Raw genomic sequence first — 23,688 nt, forward strand, 5'->3', positions numbered from 1 at the left:
CTTATCAAAAAGAAAAGGCGCTAGGACTTAGGAAACAGTTCTAACGCCAAAACTAAAAAATTTTCAATTACAGTATAGCACAGGAAGTGATTTTTTGCGCTTTTTTACTGTTTTTTTCAAATAAAAAGACTAGTGATAATTTACTAGCCTTTTTTATGACAACTTTAACGATTCCTTAGTTCAAGATAACGTTTGTACCAGATGTTAACATAAGATTGTGAAAATGGACCCTTTCCATTGTTAATCCAGTCTACCAAGATTTTAACATGTTCCTTTAAGATATAGTCAATGTCGTGAGAGTAATGCATTTCTTTTTTATGGGTTTCATACTCATCTACATCCAGCAATTTTTTTTCACCATCAGCAAAGACTTTGACGTCTAGGTCATAGTCAATATATTTTAGAGCTTCTTGATCCAAAACATATGGACTGGCTAAATTGCAGTAGTAGGAAATGCCGTTATCCCTAATCATGGCTATAATATTAAACCAGTATTTTTTGTGGAAATAAACAATAGCAGGTTCACGTGTAACCCATCTCCTCCCGTCTGCTTCAGTAACGAGGGTATGGTCGTTAACGCCAATAACAGCATTCTCAGTTGTCTTTAGTACCATAGTATCGCGCCAAGTACGGTGCAAACTACCATCATGCTTATAACTTTGAATTGTGATAAAGTCGCCTTCCTTTGGTAATTTCATGGCGTCCTCTTTCTACAATAAAGGTTATCCCCATTATTGTATCATAATTTTGTAAAAAGAGGGGGAATTCCTATAAATATTCTCTAAGAGCAGATGCTATAGCATCAAAATCATAGCCTTTACGAGCTAAAGATTGAGTCAAACGTTGTTTTAGTTCATATCCATTATATTTTTTGCTAAATTTGTTATATTGTTTATCTATTTCCTTATATAGCAAGGCTTGCTCAGTTTCTTCATCTGGTTCCAATTCTAATTGATTGATAGCAAGCTTACTTTCTTGAAATGAGAATCCTTTGTTGATGAGGCTCTGAGTCAATTTATCTTTGAGCGCTTTTGCCGGTAATTTTCCTTGATATTTTCGTAATAGTTTTTCTGCTACTTTCATTGCTACTTCTGAAAAATCAAATTGGATTAAAATATCGTCAATAACTTGTTTGTCGCAACCTTTTTGTCGCCACTTTTGTTTAAGGACATAAGCCCCCTTATCACCTGAGTTAAGATTCTGTTGGGCTAGACTCTCTAGTAGTTTGTAATCATCTATCCAATGGTCTTTTTTAAGATTAGTAATGATTTTTGGGATTATGTGTGGATTGATATCATGTTTAAACAGATAATCTTTTACTTCTTTCTCGGTTCGTTGTTTGAAGGAAATATAATAGAGAGCAAGGTTTTTACCGTGTGAAAATTGGGCAAAAATCTTAATATCTTCTAGTTGTTTTTTGTCAATAGTCATGCCTTTAGTTAGCATGTATTTGACGATAGTGTCTTCAGTAACATACAGACTTTCTTTTTGGTCTATCTCAAGGAGATAGAGTCTTTTTTTCTTCTCGATTTTTGTGATTTTCATAGTTATTATTATATCAAAATGTTAGAATGGTAGTATGAATTTACAAGTGAAACAGCGAATCCCGCTTAAGATTAAACGTTTGGGAATCAATGGTGAAGGTATTGGGTTTTATAAGAAAACTCTGGTCTTTGTCCCTGGGGCTTTGAAGGGTGAAGAGGTGTTCTGTCAGGTTGTTTCTGTTAGAAGGAACTTTGTTCAAGCCAAATTATTGAAGATTAATAAACCTTCTAAGTTTCGTGTAGAGCCAGAATGTGGCGTCTATAAAGAATGTGGTGGTTGCCAATTAATGCACCTTCGTTATGATAAGCAATTGGAGTTTAAAACAGACCTGTTAGGACAAGCTTTGAAGAAGTTTAAACCAGAACATTTTGAGTCTTATGATATTCGTCCAACAATAGGAATGAAGGAACCTCGGCATTACCGTGCCAAATTACAATTTCAAACACGTTCATTTGGTGGTGGCTCAGTTAAAGCTGGTTTATTTGCTGAGGGAAGCCATCGTCTCATTAATATCAACAATTGCGTCGTACAAGATAAGCTAACACAGGCTATTGTGAACCAAGTGGTAGTTTTATTGGATAAGTACAAGCTACCGATTTATGATGAACGTAAAATTTCTGGTATTAGGACGGTAATGATTCGACGTGCCTTAGGGTCTAATCAGGTACAGTTAATCTTTGTCACCTCTAAATCGGTTTCTTTCGCTAAGTTGGTCAAGGAGTTAACTGCAATCTACCCTGAAATCGTAACCATTGCTATCAATTATAATTATTCGAAATCTAGTGAGATTTATGGACAGGAGACAGAAATTATTTGGGGACAGGATACAATTAGAGAAGAGGTACTTGATTATAGTTTTGAACTCTCTCCCCGTGCCTTCTATCAGTTAAATCCACAGCAAACAGAAGTACTCTATGGTCAGGCAGTTAAGGCTTTGGATGTGGACAAGAATGACAATCTTATTGATGCCTATTGCGGTGTTGGTACTATTGGTCTTGCTTTTGCAAATAAAGTTAAGGACATTCGAGGTATGGACATTATTCCAGAAGCTATTGACGATGCACGGAAGAATGCTGAAGCACTTGGGTTAGAGAATTATCACTATGAAGTCGGTAAAGCTGAGGATATTATTCCACGATGGTACAAGGAAGGGTATCGAGCAGATGCTCTTATTGTAGATCCACCTAGAACAGGTCTTGATGATAAGTTACTTCAGACTATCTTAGAGTATGTACCAGAGAAGATGGTATACGTTTCATGTAATGTCTCTACGTTATCCAGAGATCTTGTTTCTTTAACTCAGGCTTATGAAGTAAATTACATCCAGTCGGTAGACATGTTCCCTCATACTGCTCGAACAGAGGCCGTCGTGAAGTTGACAAGGAAAATGTAATAAAACCTAACATAAAAAACAAGAAATTTTCCAAATTGTTGGAAAATTTCTTTATTTTTCCAATGAATAGGAGTATAATAGGACTATCGATTTTTTAAAGGAGGAGCGTATGAAAAAGAGCTTCATTCATCAACAAAAGGAGATTTCTTTTGTTAAAAATACTTTTACACAGTATTTGATTGATAAACTTGACGTCATCGAAGTGCAAGGGCCTATTTTAAGCAAGGTCGGGGATGGTATGCAGGATAATTTGAACGGTATTGAAAATCCTGTAACTGTTAATGTGCTTCAAATCCCAGACGCTACATACGAAGTTGTTCACTCATTAGCAAAATGGAAACGCCATACATTGGCTCGTTTTGGTTTTAATGAAGGTGAGGGGCTTGTAGTTAATATGAAAGCTCTTCGTCCAGATGAAGATTCGTTGGATGCAACGCACTCTGTTTATGTTGACCAATGGGACTGGGAAAAGGTTATTCCCGATGGACACCGTAATATTGCTTACTTGAAAGAAACTGTTGAAACTATTTATAAGGTCATCCGTTTGACTGAGCTCGCAGTTGAAGCACGTTACGATATTGAAGCCATTTTGCCTAAGAAAATCACCTTCATCCACTCAGAAGAACTTGTTGAGAAGTATCCTGATTTGACACCGAAAGAGCGTGAAGATGCTATTACTAAGGAATATGGGGCTGTATTCTTGATTGGTATTGGTGGTGTTCTTCCTGATGGCAAACCACATGATGGTCGTGCACCTGACTATGACGATTGGACTACTGAGTCAGAAAAGGGTTATCATGGCTTAAATGGAGATATCTTGGTTTGGAATGAACAGTTGGGTCACGCTTTTGAGTTGTCATCTATGGGTATTCGTGTGGATGAGGATGCTCTTAAACGTCAGGTTGAAATCACTGGCGACCAAGATCGTTTGAAATTAGATTGGCACCAAGCCTTGTTACATGGTCTTTTCCCACTTACAATTGGTGGTGGTATCGGTCAATCACGTATGGCTATGTTCTTACTTCGTAAAAAACATATCGGTGAGGTACAAACGTCAGTTTGGCCAGATGATGTTCGTGAAACTTACGAAAATATCTTGTAACTAAAGAAGAGTTAATATGTACTAACCTCAAAAAGTTAGACAATTTATTTAAGCAAAGGATTTGGTTCTGTATTATAGAGGACCGAGTCCTTTTAGTTTTACTTTTATTCGTTTCTTGTTATATGGGAACAGTTGATAAACTAATTCGCTAAGTGAATCTTATTTTATCTAAAGGGGACCATGTCCGTGCCTATAAGAAAAAGGAGTGATACAGAATAATCGTACTCAGATTATTCTGTATCACTCCTTTAAATTTCAAAGGGGCTCATAGTTCTTTTTAAACCTGTAGATAAAGGGAAAGTTACTTTGAGAGATTTATACCTCAACCTCATCTTGAACAATTAGCTACTGTATCATACAGTTATTGCTACACTTATTCAGCCCTTGGAGCTTTTTGTTAAACTGGTAGAAAATTAGTCTTTATTACGGAAGAAGGCATCATAAAGTGCTCTAACGGCTTCTTTTTCTTGCACAGTATCAATAACAAACATAACAGAAACCTCACTAGATCCTTGAGAAATCATTTCTAGGTTAATGTGTTTTTCAGAAAGTGCCTTGGCAGCTGTTGCTGTAACACCTATATGATCTCGCATATTCTCACCTACAATCATAAGAATAGAAAGGCCGTGTTCAAATTCTACATCATCAACACCTAGTTCACGAGTCAAGTATGAGTAGATTTCTTGTTCTTTAATAGGGGTGAGTTCACGTTCACGAATAATGACTGAGAGGTCATCAATTCCAGAAGGCATGTGTTCCCAACGAATATTTAAATCTTCCAAGATTTGAAGTACCTTACGACCAAAACCTACTTCACGGTTCATAAGATACTTAGTCATGTTAATGCTAACAAATTTATCATCGCTGGCGATACCTACAACAGGTACAGTTGCACCCTTGTGTTCTAGAATAATACGTGTACCTGGGTGCTCAGGATTGTTAGTGTTTTTGATAACCAATGGAATTTTACCACGGTAAGCAGGAAGAAGAGCTTCATCATGCAAGACTGAGAAACCAGCATATGCCAACTCACGCATTTCCTTGTAGGTCAATTCTGGAATCGAATGAGGCTCGTGAACCACACCAGGGTGGGCAGCAAAAATACCGTCTACATCAGTGAAGTTTTCATAAAGGTCTGCTTTAACCCCAGCCGCAACGATAGAACCAGTGATGTCAGAACCTCCACGTGAGAAGGTACAGATTTGATTGTCAGTGGTAACACCAAAGAACCCAGGAATAACAAGCACCTCATCTGATTCACGGAGTTCTTCTAGTTTATCATAGGCTCCTGGAAGAATACGGGCATTTCCTGGTTCGTTTGAGACAAAGATACCGGCTTGGCGAGGATGCACATAACGTGCCTCAATGCCATTATTACGGAAATACTCAGCAACCAGTTTAGCATTATTGTCTTCTCCGGCTGCTAGAAAAGTATCATAGAGAAAATCGTTATTATCAATGGGAAGCGTAGCGAGATCAGTAATCGATTTGGCAATTTTAGCCATTTCTGCTGATTTGAAACCTAATTCATCCACCATAGCTTGGTAGCGATTAATAATCCATTCCTGATCAGCTTTAACATCAGCTCCCTTTGTATAATGTTTGTAGTATTTAATCAAAGCGTCTGTTACTTTAGTATCTTCATCGTTTCGTTTACCAGGTGCGGAAACAACGACGAAACGACGTTCAGGATCAGATTTTACAATGTTTAAGACTTTTTCTAATTGTGTGGCTGAAGCGAGTGAGCTTCCACCGAATTTGATGACTTTCATATGTTCTCCAAAAAATTTAAATTACTCTACAATTATAGCAAAATTCTGACAATTTGTCACATTGTTTTTAAAGCCAGTACGATTTACTTTGATTATGGTACAATAAAATAAAAAAGGAGAAACTCCAGTGGTTGAGGCAATTATTTTTGATATGGATGGTGTCCTTTTTGACACGGAAAAGTATTATTATGATCGACGAGCTAGCTTTTTAAACCAAAAGGGAATATCTATAGACCATTTACCTCCATCTTTCTTTATAGGAGGTAACACCAAACGGGTTTGGGAAAATATTTTAAGAGATGATTATGATAAATGGGATGTCTCAACCTTACAGGAAGAGTACAATGCTTATAAGAAAAATCATCCCCTACCTTATAAAAAATTGATTTTTCCTGATGTTTTAAAGGTTTTGAATGAAGTCAAATCTCGAGGGTTAAAAATCGGTTTAGCCTCTAGCTCAGTAAAAGCAGATATCCTAAGAGCTTTGGAGGAAAACCATTTGCAAGGTTTCTTTGATGTGGTGCTCTCTGGAGAAGAATTCAAAGAAAGTAAACCCAATCCGGAGATTTATTTAACCGCATTGAAGCAATTAGGGGTGGAAGCTAATAAAGCTCTCATTATCGAGGATAGTGAAAAGGGAATTGCTGCTGGGGTTGCTGCAGGTGTTGAGGTTTGGGCGATTAAAGATAATCGTTTCGGCATGAATCAAGAAGATGCAAATGGCTTATTAGACAGTCTTAAAGATGTTTTAGATTTATTGAAGTGAAAGAAAGCACCGAGTTTTAATGCTCGGTTTTTTGGTATATTAACCAAAAAACTTAAGTTTATGTTGACCTTTATGTTGACTATGGTATACTAGAAAATAATGGTGAATGATTTGATTATCAAATTATCTATTCATCAAATAAAATATGACAAAAAAGTCAAATAACATGCGGTTTTTATATAGGAACTAGTTATCGGAGGAATGCTAAAAATGGCTTACGAAACAATTCTTTATAGTGTCGAAGAGGGAGTGGCAACTTTGACGCTCAATCGTCCAGAAGTTCAAAATGGGTTTAATATCCCTGTTTGTGATGAAATTATGGCTGCCATTGAGGAAGCTGGTCAGGATGCCTCAGTGAAGTTCTTGGTTATTAAGGCTAACGGAAAGGTCTTTTCTGTTGGTGGTGATCTTGATCAAATGCAAAAAGCGGTTGCCGTAGATGATGTCCAATCTTTGGTTCGTATTGCTGAGCAGGTAAATGAAATTTCTTTTGCTCTTAAAAAATTGCCTAAGCCAGTCATCATGGTAGTTGATGGACCATGTGCAGGTGCTGCAGCTAACTTAGCTGTTGCAGCAGACTTTACGATTGCATCTGATAAAGCTAAATTTATCCAAGCTTTTGTAGGTGTTGGTTTGGCACCTGACGCTGGAGGTCTCTACCTTTTGACACGTTCAATCGGTATTAACCGTGCTACTCAAATTACGATGACTGGAGAACCTGTGTCTGCTGACAAAGCTTTAGATTGGGGAATTGCTTATAAAGTTGTTGAATCAGAAAAACTTGAAAAAACTGTCAGCCAATTAATTAAGAAATTAAATCGTTCTTCAGTAAACTCATTTAAGGCAATTAAAGAAATGGTTTGGGAATCTGAATTTGCAGGTTGGGAAAATTATGCCAAGTTAGAGCTTGATTTGCAGAAATCACTTGCATTTACAGAAGATTTCAAGGAAGGTGTTCGTGCTTATAGTGAACGTCGTCGTCCGAAGTTTCAAGGAAAATAAACTCATTTTCTGAAATTAAAACTAAGGTTTTCTAATTCGACTTGCTAAATTAGTTTGAGTCTGATATAATTTGAAAGTCAAAGTTTATTGAAAGGAGTCTGGTGTGAATTACGATAAAATTGATGGCTATCTTGTTGATATTTTTAATAACGTGGTTATTATCGAAGAAGCAAGTTTGAAAAATTCAAAATTTAATGATGTTTCCCTCAAGGAAATGCATACCATTGATGTGATCGGTACACATCCAGATACAACACCGAGTGCTGTGGCTAAAGAACTTATGCTAACTCTAGGTACTGTGACAACTTCTCTCAATAAACTAGAAAAGAAAGGGTATATTATCCGTACGCGTTCATCTGTTGACCGACGTGTGGTTCATTTGTCACTTTCTAAAAAGGGTCGTCTAGTATACCGTCTTCATCGTCGTTTCCATAAGTCAATGGTGATGAAGATTACAGATGGCTTTAATGACGAGGAATTGAAGGTTATGAGCAAGGGATTGGAAAATCTCCACGCCTTTCTTGAGGAGTTGAAATAATGGCATTTGCAAAAATTAGTCAGGTTGCCCATTATGCACCTGCTCAGGTCGTGACCAATGATGACCTATCAAAAATCATGGATACCAGTGATGAGTGGATTCGTACACGCACAGGTATCCAAGAACGTCGCATCTCATTGACCGAGAATACGAGTGATTTGGCTACTCATGTTGCTCAACAGCTATTAGAAAAGTCAGGAGTATCTCCTGAAGATTTGGACTTTGTTTTAGTTGCAACGATTTCACCAGATAGTTCGATGCCATCGGTGGCAGCGCGTGTTCAAGGAATAATCGGAGCGGTCAATGCTTTTGCCTTTGATATTACTGCAGCTTGTAGTGGTTTTGTCTTTGCTTTGGCAACTGCTGAAAAATTGATTCGTTCGGGTGTCTACAAAAAGGGTCTCGTTATTGGAGCAGAGGTTCTTTCCAAAACTTTGGATTGGTCTGATCGTACTACAGCTGTTCTCTTTGGAGATGGTGCAGGGGGTGTCCTCCTAGAAGAATCTGATGAAGAACATTTCTTTGGAGAGTCCCTAAATACCGATGGTAGCAAGGGTGGTCTGGAGTCAGGAGCTTCGGCGGTAATCTCACCTTATTCTGCTCAAACTGAACAGTCTAACCCATACATGAAAATGGATGGAAAAGCAATTTTTGACTTTGCAGTGAAGACTGTTTCAAAGAGCATCAAAACATTGGTTGAAGAAAAAGGTGAACCGGATTACTTCCTTCTTCATCAAGCCAATATTCGTATTTTAGATATTATGGCTAAGAAAATTGATGTTAGTCGTGACAAATTCTTGGCAAACATGATGTCTTATGGTAATACCAGTGCGGCAAGTATCCCGATTTTGCTTTCTGAAAACGTAGCAAATGGGACCCTTAAATTAGGCAGCGGTCAAACAATTCTACTATCAGGTTTTGGTGGGGGTTTGACATGGGGCAGTCTTATTGTTAAAATCTAGTTATATAAATTATGCACCAGCATAGATTATAAGAAATATATTTATCTTAAAGGAGAATGTAAAATGGCAGTATTTGAAAAAGTACAAGAAATCATCGTTGAAGAACTCGGGAAAGATGCAGAAGAAGTAAAATTGGAAACTACTTTTGACGAACTTGATGCTGACTCTCTTGACGTATTCCAAGTTATCTCAGAAATCGAAGACGAATTCGATATCCAAATCGAAACTGAAGAAGGTCTTAACACTGTTGGTGACCTTGTTGCTTACGTAGAAGAAAAAACTAAATAAGCAGGGCATAGAGAATATTCTTATTAGGGATATTCTCCTTTGTTTATACAATTACTTTGATTATTAAACTATTTATTTGATTAGAAAATCGAAAAAGGTGAAAAATGAAATCTCGTATTACAGAACTGTTAGGAATTAAATATCCAATCTTCCAAGGTGGTATGGCCTGGGTTGCCGATGGTGACTTGGCTGGAGCCGTTTCAAATGCTGGTGGACTCGGAATTATTGGTGGTGGTAATGCCCCTAAAGAAGTGGTAAAAGCTAATATTGATAAAGTAAAATCAATTACTGACAAACCATTTGGTGTTAATATTATGCTTTTGTCACCATTTGCAGATGACATCGTTGACCTTGTTATTGAAGAGGGTGTAAAAGTTGTTACAACTGGTGCAGGAAACCCAGGTAAATATATGGAACGACTCCATGAAGCTGGTATCACAGTTATTCCAGTTATTCCATCAGTAGCACTTGCTAAACGTATGGAAAAACTAGGCGCTGATGCCGTTGTTGCGGAAGGTATGGAAGCTGGTGGTCATATTGGTAAATTAACAACTATGACCTTGGTTCGTCAGGTCGCAGACGCAGTTTCAATTCCTGTAATTGGTGCTGGTGGTGTTGCCGATGGTCATGGTATGGCAGCGGTACTTATGTTGGGTGCGGATGCTGTTCAAGTTGGAACACGTTTTGTTGTTGCCAAGGAATCTAATGCACACCAAAACTTCAAAGATAAGATTTTGAAGGCTAAAGACATTGACACTGTTATCTCTGCCTCTGTTGTGGGACACCCAGTTCGTGCGATTAAGAATAAATTGGCTACAGAGTACAATCAGGCTGAAAAAGATTTCTTGGCTGGTAAGAAAACTCAAGAGGAAATTGAAGAGCTTGGTGCAGGTGCACTTCGTAATGCCGTTGTTGATGGAGATGTGGAATATGGTTCAGTTATGGCTGGACAAATTGCAGGTCTTGTTCGTAAAGAAGAAACTTGTGCAGAAATCTTGGAAGATTTGTACACAGGTGCTGCTAAGGTAATTAAAGAAGAAGCTGCTCGTTGGGCAGATGTAAACGTCTAAAAACGTCGAAAGGATTAGGATAGTGACAAAACGTGCGTTCTTATTTGCTGGTCAAGGAGCTCAGAAATTGGGTATGGCAAGCGATTTGTATGCGACTTATCCAATTGTCAAAGAAACATTTGATACAGCTAGTCGTATTTTAGGTTATGATTTGCGTGAATTGATTGATTCTAACGAAGAAAAGCTTAATCAAACACGTTACACACAGCCAGCTATTTTGACAACGTCAGTAGCTATTTATCGTCTCTTGGCAGAAAATGGTATCACTCCTGATATTGTTGCCGGCCTTTCTCTTGGGGAATATTCTGCCCTAGTGGCGGCTGGTGCCCTTTCATTTGAAGATGCAGTAGCCTTGGTTGCTAAACGTGGTGAATTCATGGAAACTGCAGCTCCAGCTGGAAGTGGAAAAATGGTTGCTGTCATGAATACAGACCCTAGTTTGATTGAAGAGATTTGTCAAAAAGCTTCTGAAAAGGGTGTGGTGACTCCTGCTAACTATAATACTCCAGCACAAATTGTTATTGGTGGTGAAGTTGAGGCAGTTGATTATGCTGTGGAATTACTTAAAGAAGCTGGTGCTAAACGTCTGATTCCTCTTAAGGTTTCAGGACCATTCCACACAGCTTTACTTAAGTCAGCTAGCCAAAATCTAGCGGAAGAACTTGAGAAAGTGTCCTTCAATGACTTTAAACTTCCTTTGGTAGGTAATACTGAAGCTAAAATTATGAAGTCAGAAGAAATCAAAGCGCTTTTGGCACGTCAGGTCATGGAACCTGTACGATTTTACGATTCAATTGCGACAATCCAAAAATTTGGGGTTGATGAAGTGATTGAGATTGGTCCTGGGAAAGTCTTGTCAGGCTTCTTGAAAAAAATTGACAAAAGTCTACCAACTCATAATGTGGAAGATCAAGCGAGCCTTGAGGCCCTTCTTAATGCTTAAAACGAGGTAAACATGGAACTTAAGAATAAAAATGTTTTTGTAACAGGTTCAACACGTGGAATTGGATTAGCCGTGGCGCACAAATTTGCGAGTCTAGGTGCTAATGTTGTCTTGAATGGACGTTCAGAGATTTCTGATGAGTTACTGGCACAATTTGCGGACTATGGTGTAACAGTTATTGGTATCTCAGGTGATATTTCTAATGGCGAAGATGCCAAACGTATGGTTGCAGAGGCTACTGAAAAGCTTGGTAGCATTGATGTTTTAGTAAATAATGCTGGTATCACCAATGATAAGCTTATGCTTAAGATGACTGAAGAAGATTTTGAACGTGTTTTAAAAATCAACTTGACTGGTGCTTTCAATATGACGCAAGCCGTTTTGAAACCTATGTCTAAGGCCCGTCAAGGTGCTATTATCAATATGTCATCTGTTGTAGGTCTCATGGGAAATGTTGGTCAAGCTAATTATGCAGCTTCAAAAGCAGGTTTGATTGGTTTCACAAAATCAGTGGCTCGTGAAGTTGCGGCTCGTGGCGTTCGTGTTAATGCTATTGCTCCTGGTTTCATTGAGTCAGATATGACTGATGCGATTCCAGAAAAAATGAAGGACGCTATGATTGCTCAAGTACCAATGAAACGTATTGGTCAAGCAGAAGAAGTTGCTGAAGTCGCAGCTTTCTTGGCTAGCCAAGAGTATCTCACAGGTCAAACCATCGCTATTGATGGTGGTATGACTATGCAATAATTGCTTGTCAATTATCAAGAATTATTTATTTGAATATCCATCCGACAAAAGGAGAATATATATGTCTACAAATCGTGTTGTTGTTACAGGTTACGGTGTAACCTCACCAATCGGTAATACGCCAGAAGAATTTTGGAACAGTCTTCATGACGGTAAAATCGGTATCAAACCAATTACTAAGTTTGATGCCTCTGAAATTCCAGTTTTTAATGCTGGTGAGATTCAAGATTTCCCATTCGATAAATATTTTGTGAAAAAAGATACGAATCGTATGGATACTTACTCACTTTATGCGATCTATGCTGCTATGGATGCCCTAGAGAACTCAGGACTTAACATGGAAGAAGAAAATCGTGATCGTGTTGGTGTTATTGTGTCATCTGGTATTGGTGGTTTGCAAGAGCTTGAAGATCAAATTATCCGTATGCATGAACGTGGTATGAAACGCATCAAGCCAATGTTTATCCCTAAAGCTCTTTCAAACATGGGGGCAGGTAACATTGCTCTTAAGATTGGTGCTCAAGGGGTATGTAAATCAGTAACAACTGCTTGTGCTTCTGCCAATGACGCTATTGGTGAGGCCTTCCGTGAAATTAAATTTGGTTTGCACGATGTTGTCTTGGCTGGTGGTGCTGAAGCTTCAATCACTAAGATTGGTATTGGTGGTTTTAACGCTCTTACAGCTCTTTCAACAACAGAAGATCCAGAACGTTCTTCAATTCCATTTGATAAAGACCGTAATGGTTTTGTTATGGGTGAAGGTGCTGGGGTTCTCGTTATTGAAAGCCTGGAACATGCGCAAAAACGTGGTGCTAATATCTTGGCTGAGATTGTTGGTTACGGATCAAACTGTGATGCCTACCATATGACAACACCAACACCAGACGGTTCAGGTGCGGCTAAAGCCATTAAATTGGCTATCAATGAAGCTGGTATCAAGCCTGAAGATGTTGATTATGTCAATGCGCATGGGACATCAACACCTGCCAATGAGAAAGGTGAAAGTGGTGCTATCGTTTCTGTACTTGGTAAAGAAGTCCCAGTTTCATCTACTAAATCATTTACAGGACACTTGCTTGGTGCTGCTGGTGCCGTTGAAGCGATTGCAACAATCGAAGCCATTCGTCACAGCTATGTACCAAAAACTGCTGGTACCAAAGAATTGTCTGATTACATTGAAGCGAATGTTGTCTACGGTGAAGGTCAAGAAGCTGATATCAAGTATGCCATCTCAAATACTTTTGGTTTTGGTGGACACAATGCGGTTCTTGCCTTCAAACGTTGGGAGGACTAATCTATGAATATTTCTGAAATTAAAGATTTGTTGGCTCAATTTGATGCCTCAACTTTACGTGAATTCTCATATAAGAATAATGGTGAAGAATTGAGCTTGAGTAAGAACCAAACAAGTTCAGTGGTGGGAGCTCCTGTAGCTCCTACAGTTGAAGTGGTTGCGCCTGCTCCTCAAGCTCCAGCTGCACCAGCAGTGGCTCCTGCTCCAGCTGTTGAAACAGCTTCAGCATCAGCGGAAGATGTTGTAGCACCAGCGTCAGCTGCAGAAGGGGACGTGGTGGAGAGCCCTCTAGTAGGTGTAGCTTACTTGTCATCAGCTCCTGATAAACCAGCCTTTATTTCAGTTGGTGATACTGTTAAGAAAGGTCAAACCCTTCTTATCGTTGAAGCAATGAAGGTCATGAATGAAGTGCCAGCACCTAAAGATGGTGTTATCACTGAAATCTTGGTAACAAACGAAGAAGTTGTTGACTACGGAAAAGGATTGGTACGCATCAAATGACAATTGATATTAATGCAATTCGTGAAGCTTTACCTCACCGTTATCCAATGCTTTTGGTTGACCGTGTTCTAGAAGTTTCAGAAGATGAAATCACAGCTATTAAAAATGTAACTATCAATGAACCTTTCTTCAATGGACATTTTCCTCAATACCCAGTTATGCCAGGTGTTCTCATCATGGAAGCACTCGCACAAACTGCTGGTGTTCTTGAATTGTCAAAACCTGAGAATAAAGGCAAATTAGTCTTTTACGCAGGTATGGATAAGGTTAAATTTAAAAAACAAGTTGTTCCTGGAGATCAACTTGTAATGACAGCTAAGTTTGTTAAACGTCGTGGAACAATCGCTGTTGTCGAAGCTAAGGCTGAAGTCGATGGTAAACTGGCTGCATCAGGGACTTTGACTTTTGCTATTGGAAGCTAATGTTTGGTGAAAATCCTTCTGGCGACAGTCGGAAAGGATTTTTCTTTAGATATTGGCCTATCACATAGAAAGGAAATAAACACAGACTTCCAAAAGATGTCTGATGTTATCTTGTTTTATGTTTAAAAAATTATTGATTGCTAATCGTGGTGAAATTGCCGTTCGTATTATCCGCGCAGCACGTGAATTGGGAATACAGACGGTTGCTGTCTATTCAGAAGCTGATAAGGATTCTCTTCATACGATTTTGGCAGATGAAGCTATTTGTATTGGACCAGCGAGATCCACTGAATCTTACTTAAATATGAACCGTGTCTTGTCTGCGGCTATTGTAACAGGTGCACAAGCTATTCACCCAGGGTTTGGATTTTTGAGTGAAAACTCTAAATTTTCTACTCTCTGTGAAGAAATGAACATCAAGTTCATCGGACCATCAGGTGAAGTGATGGACAAGATGGGTGACAAAATCAATGCTCGTGCAGAGATGATAAAGGCTAATGTTCCCGTTATTCCTGGTTCAGATGGTGAAGTCTTTACAGCTGAAGAAGCTCTAGAAGTTGCCAATCGCCTTGGTTACCCAGTAATGCTTAAGGCTTCTGCTGGTGGTGGCGGTAAGGGAATTCGTAAAGTCAGCACTGAGGAAGAGTTGGCTCCTGCTTTTGAATCGGCGTCCCAAGAAGCTAAGGCTGCCTTTGGTAATGGGGCAATGTATATCGAAAAAGTTATCTACCCAGCCCGTCACATTGAGGTTCAAATTTTGGGGGATAGCTATGGTAACATCGTCCACCTAGGTGAGCGTGACTGTTCTCTTCAACGTAATAACCAAAAAGTTTTGGAAGAATCACCTTCAGTTGCCATTGGTAAAACCCTTCGTCATGAAATTGGGTCTGCGGCTGCCCGTGCTGCTAAGGCGGTTAATTATGAAAATGCGGGTACAATTGAGTTTCTTCTTGATGAAAAAACAGGTCAGTTCTACTTCATGGAAATGAATACCCGTGTTCAAGTTGAGCACCCGGTCACAGAATTTGTTAGTGGTGTGGATATCGTCAAAGAACAAATTTGTGTAGCTGCGGGTGAGAAATTATCTGTAACCCAAGATGATATTAAAATCAATGGACATGCTATTGAGTGTCGTATCAATGCAGAGAATCCTAAGTTTAATTTTGCACCAAGCCCAGGTAAAATTAGTAATCTTTACTTACCAAGTGGTGGTGTTGGACTTCGTGTTGATAGTGCCGTATATCCTGGCTACACTATCCCACCTTACTATGACTCAATGATTGCCAAGATTATTGTTCATGGAGCAAACCGTTTTGAAGCACTCATGAAGATGCAACGTGCTCTTTACGAGCTTGAAATTGATGGTGTAATGACTAATGCTGACTTCCAGTTGGATTTGATCTCAGACCGTAGCGTTATTGCTGGGGATTATGATACTTCCTTCTTGATGGAGACTTTCTTGCCAGCTTATCAGAATCGTGAGGAATAGGACTTATGGGATTATTTGATCGAAAAGAAAAGTATATTCGGATCAATCCTAACCGTTCTGTACGTAATGGGGTTGATCACCAAGTGCCAGAAGTTCCAGATGAGCTTTTTGCCAAATGTCCTGGATGTAAACAGGCTATTTATCAAAAAGACTTGGGACAAGCTAAGATTTGTCCAAATTGTTCTTATACTTTCCGTATCTCAGCAAAGGAACGTCTGGATTTAACAGTTGATGAAGGTTCTTTCCAAGAACTGTTTACAGGCATTAAAACTGAAAATCCATTGAATTTTCCAGGCTATATGGAGAAATTGGCAGCAACCAAGGAAAAAACAAGACTTGATGAAGCCGTTGTGACTGGTGTTGCGACCATCAAGGGTCAAAAGACTGCCTTAGCAATCATGGATTCTCACTTTATCATGGCATCAATGGGAACTGTAGTTGGTGAAAAAATCACAAGACTTTTTGAGCATGCCATTGAAGAAAAATTGCCAGTTGTTATCTTTACAGCATCTGGTGGTGCCCGTATGCAAGAAGGAATCATGAGCTTGATGCAAATGGCTAAGATTTCAGCAGCGGTAAAACGTCATTCGAATGCTGGTCTTCTTTACTTAACTGTGTTGACAGATCCGACAACTGGTGGGGTTACAGCAAGTTTTGCTATGGAAGGTGATATTATCTTGGCTGAGCCACAAACCTTAATTGGTTTTGCGGGTCGTCGAGTGATTGAAAATACTGTACGTGAGACTTTGCCAGATGGTTTTCAAAAGTCTGAGTTCCTTAAAGAACATGGATTTGTTGATGCTATTGTCAAACGTACAGAGTTGGCTGATACTATTGCCACACTCTTATCATTCCATGGAGGTGTTCAATGAGCGACGTAACACGTATTTTAAAAGAAGCGCGTGATCAAGGCCGTTTGACTGCTTTGGACTTTGCCCAAGGGATTTTTGATGATTTTATCGAACTGCATGGTGATCGTAACTTCCGTGATGATGGTGCCGTTATCGGTGGTATTGGTCGCTTAAATGGCCAAGCCGTAACTGTAGTGGGTATTCAAAAAGGTAAGAACCTACAAGATAATCTAAGTCGAAACTTTGGTCAGCCCCATCCAGAGGGCTATCGTAAGGCTCTTCGTCTTATGAAGCAGGCTGAAAAGTTTGGTCGTCCAGTCGTTACTTTTATCAATACGGCAGGTGCATATCCTGGTGTTGGTGCAGAGGAGCGTGGACAAGGTGAGGCGATAGCTCGTAACCTTATGGAGATGAGTGACCTTAAAGTTCCAATTATTGCCATTATTATTGGTGAAGGTGGTTCCGGAGGAGCTCTTGCTTTGGCAGTGGCTGATAAGGTTTGGATGCTGGAAAATACCATTTACTCTATTTTGAGTCCAGAAGGCTTTGCGACAATTCTCTGGAAAGATGGTTCACGTGCAGAAGAAGCAGCAGAATTAATGAAGATTACTTCAAGCGAGCTGCTTAATATGGGAATTATTGATAAAATTATTCCAGAACGTGGTTACTTCACTAGTGAAATTCTTGAAGCAGTCAAGACAGCAATTGTCGATGAGTTGAAAGAATTGAGTCAATTGTCAACTGAGGACTTGCTTGAGGCACGTTATCAACGTTTTAGAAAATATTAAAAAACATTGGGATATCTGTCCCAATGTTTTTTTAAACGATATGACGTTCAAAGGCTTGGTCTGAGATTCCTTGTTCAAGGATAAGTTTAGCCCATTCTTTAGCTGAATGAAGGCTGTGATCCTTGTAGTTTCCACAAGATTCAATGGTAGTTCCTGGAACATCTTCCCAAGTGACATCATTTGCAATAGCTTCAAGACTAGACTTGATAACTTTAGCAATTTCTGTAGGGTCTTGTTTGCCCCACATAATCATGTGAAAACCAGTACGACAACCAAATGGTGAACAATCAATGAGTCCATCAATACGTTGACGAATTAGTTTAGCAAGTAGGTGTTCGATAGTGTGAAGACCGCCGGTATCAATACTGTTTTCGTTTGGTTGAATTAAACGGATATCAAAGTTTGTGATAATATCTCCCTTAGGTCCGACTTCTTCTGAAATAAGACGAACGTAAGGTGCCTTTACAATCGTGTGATCAAGTTCGAAACTTTCAACAGTTACGTCTTTTGGCATGGTAATACCTCCCTATTCTAATAGAGCTATCATACCACAAAATCAGTTTAAAGTTCTAGTATTTATTTGAGAATTAGCTGTAAATATGGTACACTAGAAGACGGTTTTCTTTAGGGGAACCTTAGAAAAGTTGAGGTAAAGACATGTTAAACATGATAATTTTAGTTGTCTTTGCATTCATTGGTTTAGTCGTTGGATATTTAGCAATTTCTATCAAACTTAGCAAGGCTAAGGAACAGGCAGAAACTACTTTGCTAAAAGCAGAGCAAGATGCTGTCAACCTTCGTAGTCAGGCTGAACACGATGCAGATCATCTGCGTGTTACTGCCGAACGTGATAGCAAGGCTCAACGCAAAGAGTTCTTGCTAGAAGCAAAAGAGGAAGCTAGAAAATATCGAGAAGATATTGAAAAAGAATTTAAATCTGAGCGTCAAGAGCTTAAGCAAATGGAAAATCGTTTAACAGAACGTGCTACTAGTCTTGATCGTAAAGATGAAAATCTATCAAATAAAGAACTTGCCCTCGAGAAGAAAGAGCATAGTCTTGCTGACAAATCTAAACATCTGAATGAGCGTGAAGAGAATGTGACTCAGTTGGAGGCTGAGAAGCAGGCAGAACTTGAACGTGTTGGTCAAATGACCATTGCAGAGGCGCGTGAGGTAATCTTAACAGAGACTGAGAATAACTTAACTCATGAGATTGCAACACGTATTAAAGATGCAGAAGCACAGGTCAAAGATACTGTTGATAAAAAGGCCAAGAATCTGTTAGCGCAAGCCATGCAACGTTTGTCTGGAGATTATGTTACTGAGCAAACAGTAACGACTGTTCATCTCCCAGATGACAATATGAAAGGCCGTATTATTGGACGTGAGGGTCGTAACATTCGTACCCTTGAGAGCCTGACTGGTATTGACGTCATTATTGATGACACGCCAGAAGTAGTTGTCCTTTCTGGCTTTGATCCAGTCCGTCGTGAGATTGCACGCATGACTCTTGAAGCTTTGATTAAAGACGGTCGTATTCATCCAGCTCGTATTGAGGAGTTGGTTGAGAAGAATCGCCAAGAAATGGATAATCGTATTCGTGAATATGGTGAAGAGGCGGCTTATGAAATTGGTGCTATGAATCTTCATCCTGACTTGATCAAGATTATGGGACGTTTGCAGTTCCGTACATCATATGGTCAAAATGTTCTTCGTCACTCGGTTGAAGTTGGTAAATTGGCCGGTATTATGGCGGGCGAATTGGGTGAAAATGTTGCCCTTGCTCGTCGTGCTGGTTTCCTCCATGATATGGGGAAAGCTATTGACAAAGAAGTTGAAGGTAGTCACGTAGAAATTGGTGCTGAGTTCGCCCGTAAATATAAAGAACATCCAGTGGTTGTTAACGCTATTGCCAGTCACCATGGAGATGTGGAACCAGAAAGTGTTATTGCGGTCCTAGTAGCAGCTGCGGACGCGTTGAGTTCTGCTCGTCCAGGTGCTCGTAATGAGTCTGTTGAGAATTATGTCAAACGTCTTCGTGATTTGGAAGAAATTGCATCAAGCTTTGAGGGTGTGCAAACTAGCTTTGCCCTTCAAGCAGGTCGTGAAATTCGTATCATGGTTCATCCAAATAAAATTTCAGATGATGAGGTCACTATCTTGTCTCACAAGGTACGTGAGCAAATTGAGAAGAACTTGGATTATCCAGGAAATATTAAGGTTACTGTCATTCGTGAATTCCGTGCGATTGACTATGCCAAATAGGACAAGAAAGCCGAAAGGCTTTTTTGTTTTGTCAGGTTAAGCAATGTCTACCTAGTTGAAATGTGTGACGATTCTTAGTAGAATGCGTCATTTTGATAGAATAGTGAGTGTATATGGAATATTTTGGATTTTTTTGACCGTTTTTGTTGACAAGTATTAAAAATTTTGTATAATAGAACATGTAAACGATTGCAGAAGGAGAGATTATGATAAAGTCTGAACGTAAGCAGATTATCTTGTCTCAATTGAAACAAGATGGTTTTGTCACTTTAGAAAATTTGACCGTTTTATTAAGTGATACTTCTGAGTCAACGATTCGTCGTGATTTGGATGAGTTAGCGGCAGATGGTCAACTGAAACGTGTTCATGGTGGCGCTGAAAGCCTTCGAGGTCTGAAGGAAGAAATTGCCAACAGTCAGAAAGCCATCAGAAATGTTCAAGAAAAGTCACAATTAGCTAGCTATGCTGCTGATTTAATTAAGGAAGGTGATGTCGTCTTTCTTGAGGCTAGTACAACGAATGAACTGTTGATTCCTCATTTGCTCAATCGTCAGGTGACGGTTGTGACTAATTCTATCCATCATGCAGTTAAGCTGGTAGATTTTGGTATTAGCACCAGAATTATTGGTGGGAAGGTTAAGCACTCTACAGATGCCTCCATAGGGAGCACTGCTCAGGAGCAAATCAGACAACTGAATTTTGACTGTGCCTTCATTGGCGCTAATGGTGTTGATGCCAATTATTTTACAACACCTGACATGGAGGAGGCAGTCATTAAACGGACAGTGATTGCTAATGCACGAAAAGCTTACGTTTTAGCCGATGCTTCGAAACTTGGTCAGATTACCTATGCAAAGGTAGCGGAGGTTGAGAAGGTCACTATAATCACAAACGCTTCGGAAGAAGAGCTCCTGAAAGAATTAAAAGAGAAAACGAGGGTTATTGAAGTATGATTTATACTGTAACGCTAAATCCATCCATCGACTTCATTGTTCGTATTGATAAGGTAGAGATTGGTGAAGTTAACCGTATGGACAGTGATGATAAATTCGCTGGTGGTAAGGGAATTAACGTTAGTCGTATTCTACAACGTTTAGGCATTGATAATACCGCTACGGGCTTCATCGGTGGTTTTACAGGCCGTTTTGTAACAGATGGTTTGGATGCTGAAGGTATTAAAACTAAGTTTGTAGCCGTCGACCAAGATACACGTATCAACGTTAAAATTAAGGCCGATCAAGAAACTGAAATTAATGGAACGGGTCCAATTATCACAGAAGAACAGTTGGCTGAATTGGAGGCAATCCTTTCAAGTATCACTGCAGATGATGTGGTTGTCTTTGCTGGTTCTGCACCAAGCAATCTTGGAAACAAGGTCTATAACAAATTGATTCCACTGGTTCGTGAAACTGGTGCTCAGGTGGTTTGTGACTTTGAGGGACAAACGCTTCTTGATTCATTAGCTCACCAACCACTCTTGGTTAAACCAAATAATCATGAGCTTGAAGCTATTTTCAATGTCAAACTTAATGGTATTTCTGATGTTGAAAAATATGCACGTGAAATCCTGGCTAAGGGGGCGCAGAATGTTATCATCTCAATGGCTGGTGATGGGGCACTCCTTGTTACACCAGAGGCTGCTTACTTTGCCAAACCAATTAAGGGGACAGTTAAAAACTCTGTTGGTGCGGGTGACTCAATGGTTGCTGGTTTCACTGGTGAGTTTGTTAAATCAGGTGACCCAATTGAGGCGCTTAAATGGGGAGTGGCGTGTGGTACGTCTACAGCCTTCTCAGATGACTTGGCGACAATTGAATTTATTAAAGAAACATACAATAAAGTAGAGGTAGAAAAACTATGAAAATTCAGGATTTACTGAACAAAAAAGTAATGTTGCTTGACCTTCAAGCAACTACAAAAGAAGCTGTTATCGATGAAATGATTAACAGCCTGGTTGACAATGGTGTTGTGACCGACTTTGATGTTTTCAAAGCAGGTATTATGGCTCGTGAAGCACAAACATCAACTGGTTTGGGTGATGGAATCGCTATGCCACACAGTAAAAATGCTGCAGTCAAAGAAGCAACAGTACTTTTTGCTAAATCTAATAAAGGTGTAGATTACGAATCACTTGATGGTCAACCGACTGACCTCTTCTTTATGATTGCAGCTCCAGAGGGAGCAAATGACACTCACTTGGCAGCCCTTGCTGAGTTGTCAAAATACCTTATGCAAGATGGTTTTGCAGTTCGTTTGCGTAAGGTGACTTCTCCAGATGAAGTCATTGCTGCTTTTAATACTGGTGAAGAAGAAGCACAGGCTGAGGAAGCTAAGAAAGCACAAGCTGTTAAGGAAGCAGCTTCAAGCGATAAACCCCTTATCGTAGCCGTAACAGCTTGTACAACTGGTATTGCGCACACTTACATGGCTGAAGAATCACTGATTAAAACAGGTGAAGAAATGGGAGTCAATGTTCGTGTTGAAACTAACGGTGCTTCAGGTGTTGGAACACCATTGACTGCTGAAGAAATCAGTAAGGCTGTAGGTGTTATCGTAGCAGCGGACAAGGCAGTTGAAACAGCACGTTTTGACGGTAAGAAATTGATTTCTAAACCGGTTGCTGCGGGTATTCGTCAACCTCAAGAATTAATCCAAAACATCTTGGATGGTAAAGCTGAAGTCTTCCATGCTGAAAATGCTGGAGCTGCTCAAGAATCAAGTGAGAAATTGAGTCTTGGTGGTGCCTTCTACAAACACTTGATGAGTGGGGTATCACAAATGCTTCCATTCGTTATTGGTGGTGGTATCATGATTGCCCTTGCCTTCTTGCTTGACCAAATCATGGGTGTTCCTAAAGATCAATTGTCACAACTTGGTTCTTACCATGAAATTGCTGCTCAATTCAAAGCAATTGGTGGTGCGGCCTTTGGATTCATGCTTCCAGTACTTGCAGGTTACATTGCTTACTCTATTGCCGAAAAACCAGGTTTGGTTTCAGGTTTCGTAGCTGGTGCTATTGCTTCAAGTGGTGCAGCTTTTGGTGGTGTTCCATTTGCTTCAGGAGGTAAAGCAACCCTTGCCCTTGCTGGTGTATCTTCAGGTTTCCTTGGAGCCCTTGTTGGTGGTTTCCTTGCAGGTGGTGTTATCCTCGTTCTTCGTAAATTCTTGGCAGGTATTCCACGTGCTCTTGAAGGAATCCGTTCAATCTTGCTCTTGCCACTTCTTGGTGTATTTGCTACAGGTTTCTTGATGTTGGCAGTAAATATTCCGATGGCAGCAATCAATACTGGTCTTAATAACTTCTTGTCAAGCTTGTCAGGTAGCTCAGCAGTGCTTCTTGGTCTCCTTGTCGGTGGTATGATGGCAGTGGATATGGGTGGACCAGTCAATAAAGCGGCTTATGTCTTTGGTACAGGTACTCTCGCAGCAACAGTAACTTCAGGTGGTTCAGTTGTTATGGCGGCAGTTATGGCGGCTGGTATGGTTCCTCCATTGGCAGTATTTGTGGCAACACTCTTGTTTAAAGATAAATTCACTGAAGAAGAACGCAACTCTGGTTTAACAAACATTGTTATGGGACTTTCATTCATCACTGAAGGTGCGATTCCATTCGGCGCAGCTGACCCAGCACGCGCTATCCCAAGCTTTATCGTCGGTTCAGCTCTTACAGGTGCTCTCGTAGGTATGGCAGGAATCAAATTGATGGCACCACACGGAGGTATCTTCGTTATTGCCCTCACTTCAAATGCCCTTCTCTACCTTCTCTTCATCTTGATTGGTGCTGTGGTATCAGGTATCCTTTTCGGATTCCTCCGCAAACCACTTGATAAATAAGATATGATAAAACAATCTCGTTGAGTACGGGGTTGTTTTTTTGTGTCGTAGCGGATTTTTGTCAGGATATTTAATTTATGATAAAGTAAAACCAGAAATGGCTTACAAGGCTTATC

The 23,688-nt window shown here is 39.7% G+C and carries 24 protein-coding genes; 20 read left to right on the forward strand and 4 right to left on the reverse strand.

Annotated elements, in window-relative coordinates; translation table 11 throughout:
• Positions 1 to 164: 164 nt before the first annotated feature.
• Positions 165 to 698: a DUF402 domain-containing protein gene (locus PCY14_RS02230; RefSeq protein ID WP_004184049.1), complete on the reverse strand. Its 534-nt coding sequence runs from the start codon at positions 696 to 698 to the stop codon at positions 165 to 167.
• A gap of 70 nt (positions 699 to 768) precedes the next feature.
• Positions 769 to 1,545 (reverse strand): recombination regulator RecX, encoded by a 777-nt coding sequence (gene recX / locus PCY14_RS02235; RefSeq protein ID WP_164376545.1) that lies wholly within the window; start codon positions 1,543 to 1,545, stop codon positions 769 to 771.
• A 34-nt stretch (positions 1,546 to 1,579) separates the two neighbouring features.
• On the opposite strand from recX, the gene rlmD reads away from it, so the two are divergent.
• Both rlmD and asnA read left to right on the forward strand, forming a co-directional pair.
• A complete protein-coding gene (gene rlmD / locus PCY14_RS02240; protein ID WP_301363110.1) occupies positions 1,580 to 2,938 on the forward strand; it encodes a 23S rRNA (uracil(1939)-C(5))-methyltransferase RlmD in 1,359 nt (452 codons plus the stop codon).
• A gap of 109 nt (positions 2,939 to 3,047) precedes the next feature.
• Positions 3,048 to 4,040 (forward strand): aspartate--ammonia ligase, encoded by a 993-nt coding sequence (gene asnA, locus PCY14_RS02245; RefSeq protein WP_004184045.1) that lies wholly within the window; start codon positions 3,048 to 3,050, stop codon positions 4,038 to 4,040.
• A gap of 413 nt (positions 4,041 to 4,453) precedes the next feature.
• Here the strand turns inward: asnA and PCY14_RS02250 are convergent, their stop codons facing one another.
• A complete protein-coding gene (locus tag PCY14_RS02250; protein WP_004184043.1) occupies positions 4,454 to 5,812 on the reverse strand; it encodes an aspartate kinase in 1,359 nt (452 codons plus the stop codon).
• Between the two features lie 127 nt (positions 5,813 to 5,939).
• Here PCY14_RS02250 and PCY14_RS02255 point away from each other — a divergent pair, with 127 nt between their 5' ends.
• The 14 genes from PCY14_RS02255 to PCY14_RS02320 all read left to right on the forward strand — a co-directional run bounded on the left by PCY14_RS02255 (position 5,940) and on the right by PCY14_RS02320 (position 17,473).
• Positions 5,940 to 6,578 carry an HAD family phosphatase gene (locus tag PCY14_RS02255; protein ID WP_021145999.1) on the forward strand — a complete coding sequence of 213 codons (639 nt, stop codon included), beginning with the start codon at positions 5,940 to 5,942 and terminating at the stop codon, positions 6,576 to 6,578.
• A 210-nt stretch (positions 6,579 to 6,788) separates the two neighbouring features.
• Positions 6,789 to 7,580, forward strand: coding sequence for an enoyl-CoA hydratase (locus PCY14_RS02260; RefSeq protein WP_021152290.1), 792 nt, complete (start codon positions 6,789 to 6,791; stop codon positions 7,578 to 7,580).
• 103 nt (positions 7,581 to 7,683) lie between these two features.
• Positions 7,684 to 8,118, forward strand: coding sequence for a MarR family winged helix-turn-helix transcriptional regulator (locus PCY14_RS02265; RefSeq protein WP_004184037.1), 435 nt, complete (start codon positions 7,684 to 7,686; stop codon positions 8,116 to 8,118).
• Positions 8,118 to 9,080, forward strand: a complete 963-nt coding sequence (locus tag PCY14_RS02270) for a beta-ketoacyl-ACP synthase III (RefSeq protein ID WP_021145997.1) — start codon at positions 8,118 to 8,120, stop codon at positions 9,078 to 9,080. Before PCY14_RS02265 ends, PCY14_RS02270 begins: the two co-directional genes overlap by 1 nt.
• Positions 9,081 to 9,143: 63 nt before the next feature.
• Positions 9,144 to 9,368 carry an acyl carrier protein gene (locus PCY14_RS02275; protein ID WP_004184034.1) on the forward strand — a complete coding sequence of 75 codons (225 nt, stop codon included), beginning with the start codon at positions 9,144 to 9,146 and terminating at the stop codon, positions 9,366 to 9,368.
• A 104-nt stretch (positions 9,369 to 9,472) separates the two neighbouring features.
• A complete protein-coding gene (gene fabK, locus PCY14_RS02280) occupies positions 9,473 to 10,438 on the forward strand; it encodes an enoyl-[acyl-carrier-protein] reductase FabK (RefSeq protein WP_004184032.1) in 966 nt (321 codons plus the stop codon).
• Positions 10,439 to 10,460: 22 nt separating this feature from the next.
• Positions 10,461 to 11,381 carry an ACP S-malonyltransferase gene (gene fabD, locus PCY14_RS02285; protein ID WP_042767051.1) on the forward strand — a complete coding sequence of 307 codons (921 nt, stop codon included), beginning with the start codon at positions 10,461 to 10,463 and terminating at the stop codon, positions 11,379 to 11,381.
• Between the two features lie 12 nt (positions 11,382 to 11,393).
• The gene (fabG, locus tag PCY14_RS02290; RefSeq protein WP_004184028.1) at positions 11,394 to 12,128 is read left to right on the forward strand and encodes a 3-oxoacyl-[acyl-carrier-protein] reductase; all 735 of its coding nucleotides are present in this window, start codon (positions 11,394 to 11,396) and stop codon (positions 12,126 to 12,128) included.
• 61 nt (positions 12,129 to 12,189) lie between these two features.
• Positions 12,190 to 13,422 (forward strand): beta-ketoacyl-ACP synthase II, encoded by a 1,233-nt coding sequence (fabF, locus tag PCY14_RS02295; protein ID WP_004184026.1) that lies wholly within the window; start codon positions 12,190 to 12,192, stop codon positions 13,420 to 13,422.
• Between the two features lie 3 nt (positions 13,423 to 13,425).
• Positions 13,426 to 13,923: an acetyl-CoA carboxylase biotin carboxyl carrier protein gene (gene accB / locus PCY14_RS02300; protein WP_008533844.1), complete on the forward strand. Its 498-nt coding sequence runs from the start codon at positions 13,426 to 13,428 to the stop codon at positions 13,921 to 13,923.
• Entirely contained in the window at positions 13,920 to 14,345 is a 426-nt protein-coding gene (gene fabZ, locus PCY14_RS02305) for a 3-hydroxyacyl-ACP dehydratase FabZ (protein WP_002885470.1), read from the forward strand. Before accB ends, fabZ begins: the two co-directional genes overlap by 4 nt.
• Positions 14,346 to 14,463: 118 nt before the next feature.
• A complete protein-coding gene (locus tag PCY14_RS02310; RefSeq protein WP_293936943.1) occupies positions 14,464 to 15,834 on the forward strand; it encodes an acetyl-CoA carboxylase biotin carboxylase subunit in 1,371 nt (456 codons plus the stop codon).
• A gap of 5 nt (positions 15,835 to 15,839) precedes the next feature.
• Positions 15,840 to 16,706 (forward strand): acetyl-CoA carboxylase, carboxyltransferase subunit beta, encoded by an 867-nt coding sequence (gene accD / locus PCY14_RS02315; protein WP_021152287.1) that lies wholly within the window; start codon positions 15,840 to 15,842, stop codon positions 16,704 to 16,706.
• The gene (locus PCY14_RS02320) at positions 16,703 to 17,473 is read left to right on the forward strand and encodes an acetyl-CoA carboxylase carboxyl transferase subunit alpha (RefSeq protein ID WP_004184009.1); all 771 of its coding nucleotides are present in this window, start codon (positions 16,703 to 16,705) and stop codon (positions 17,471 to 17,473) included. Before accD ends, PCY14_RS02320 begins: the two co-directional genes overlap by 4 nt.
• Before the next feature lie 31 nt (positions 17,474 to 17,504).
• Here the strand turns inward: PCY14_RS02320 and PCY14_RS02325 are convergent, their stop codons facing one another.
• Positions 17,505 to 17,987: an S-ribosylhomocysteine lyase gene (locus PCY14_RS02325; protein ID WP_008533857.1), complete on the reverse strand. Its 483-nt coding sequence runs from the start codon at positions 17,985 to 17,987 to the stop codon at positions 17,505 to 17,507.
• A 143-nt stretch (positions 17,988 to 18,130) separates the two neighbouring features.
• Here PCY14_RS02325 and PCY14_RS02330 point away from each other — a divergent pair, with 143 nt between their 5' ends.
• The 4 genes from PCY14_RS02330 to PCY14_RS02345 all read left to right on the forward strand — a co-directional run bounded on the left by PCY14_RS02330 (position 18,131) and on the right by PCY14_RS02345 (position 23,572).
• Complete coding sequence (locus PCY14_RS02330) at positions 18,131 to 19,738, forward strand: ribonuclease Y (protein WP_293936945.1); 1,608 nt, start codon at positions 18,131 to 18,133, stop codon at positions 19,736 to 19,738.
• A 206-nt stretch (positions 19,739 to 19,944) separates the two neighbouring features.
• Positions 19,945 to 20,691 (forward strand): DeoR/GlpR family DNA-binding transcription regulator, encoded by a 747-nt coding sequence (locus PCY14_RS02335; protein WP_008533859.1) that lies wholly within the window; start codon positions 19,945 to 19,947, stop codon positions 20,689 to 20,691.
• A complete protein-coding gene (pfkB, locus tag PCY14_RS02340; protein ID WP_008533860.1) occupies positions 20,688 to 21,599 on the forward strand; it encodes a 1-phosphofructokinase in 912 nt (303 codons plus the stop codon). Before PCY14_RS02335 ends, pfkB begins: the two co-directional genes overlap by 4 nt.
• Positions 21,596 to 23,572: a fructose-specific PTS transporter subunit EIIC gene (locus tag PCY14_RS02345; protein WP_301363112.1), complete on the forward strand. Its 1,977-nt coding sequence runs from the start codon at positions 21,596 to 21,598 to the stop codon at positions 23,570 to 23,572. The genes pfkB and PCY14_RS02345 overlap by 4 nt, the downstream gene beginning before the upstream one ends.
• Positions 23,573 to 23,688: the final 116 nt, after the last annotated feature.

This window comes from Streptococcus sp. SV2 (genome assembly GCF_030440175.1).
GTDB classification, from domain to species: Bacteria; Bacillota; Bacilli; order Lactobacillales; family Streptococcaceae; genus Streptococcus; species Streptococcus raffinosi.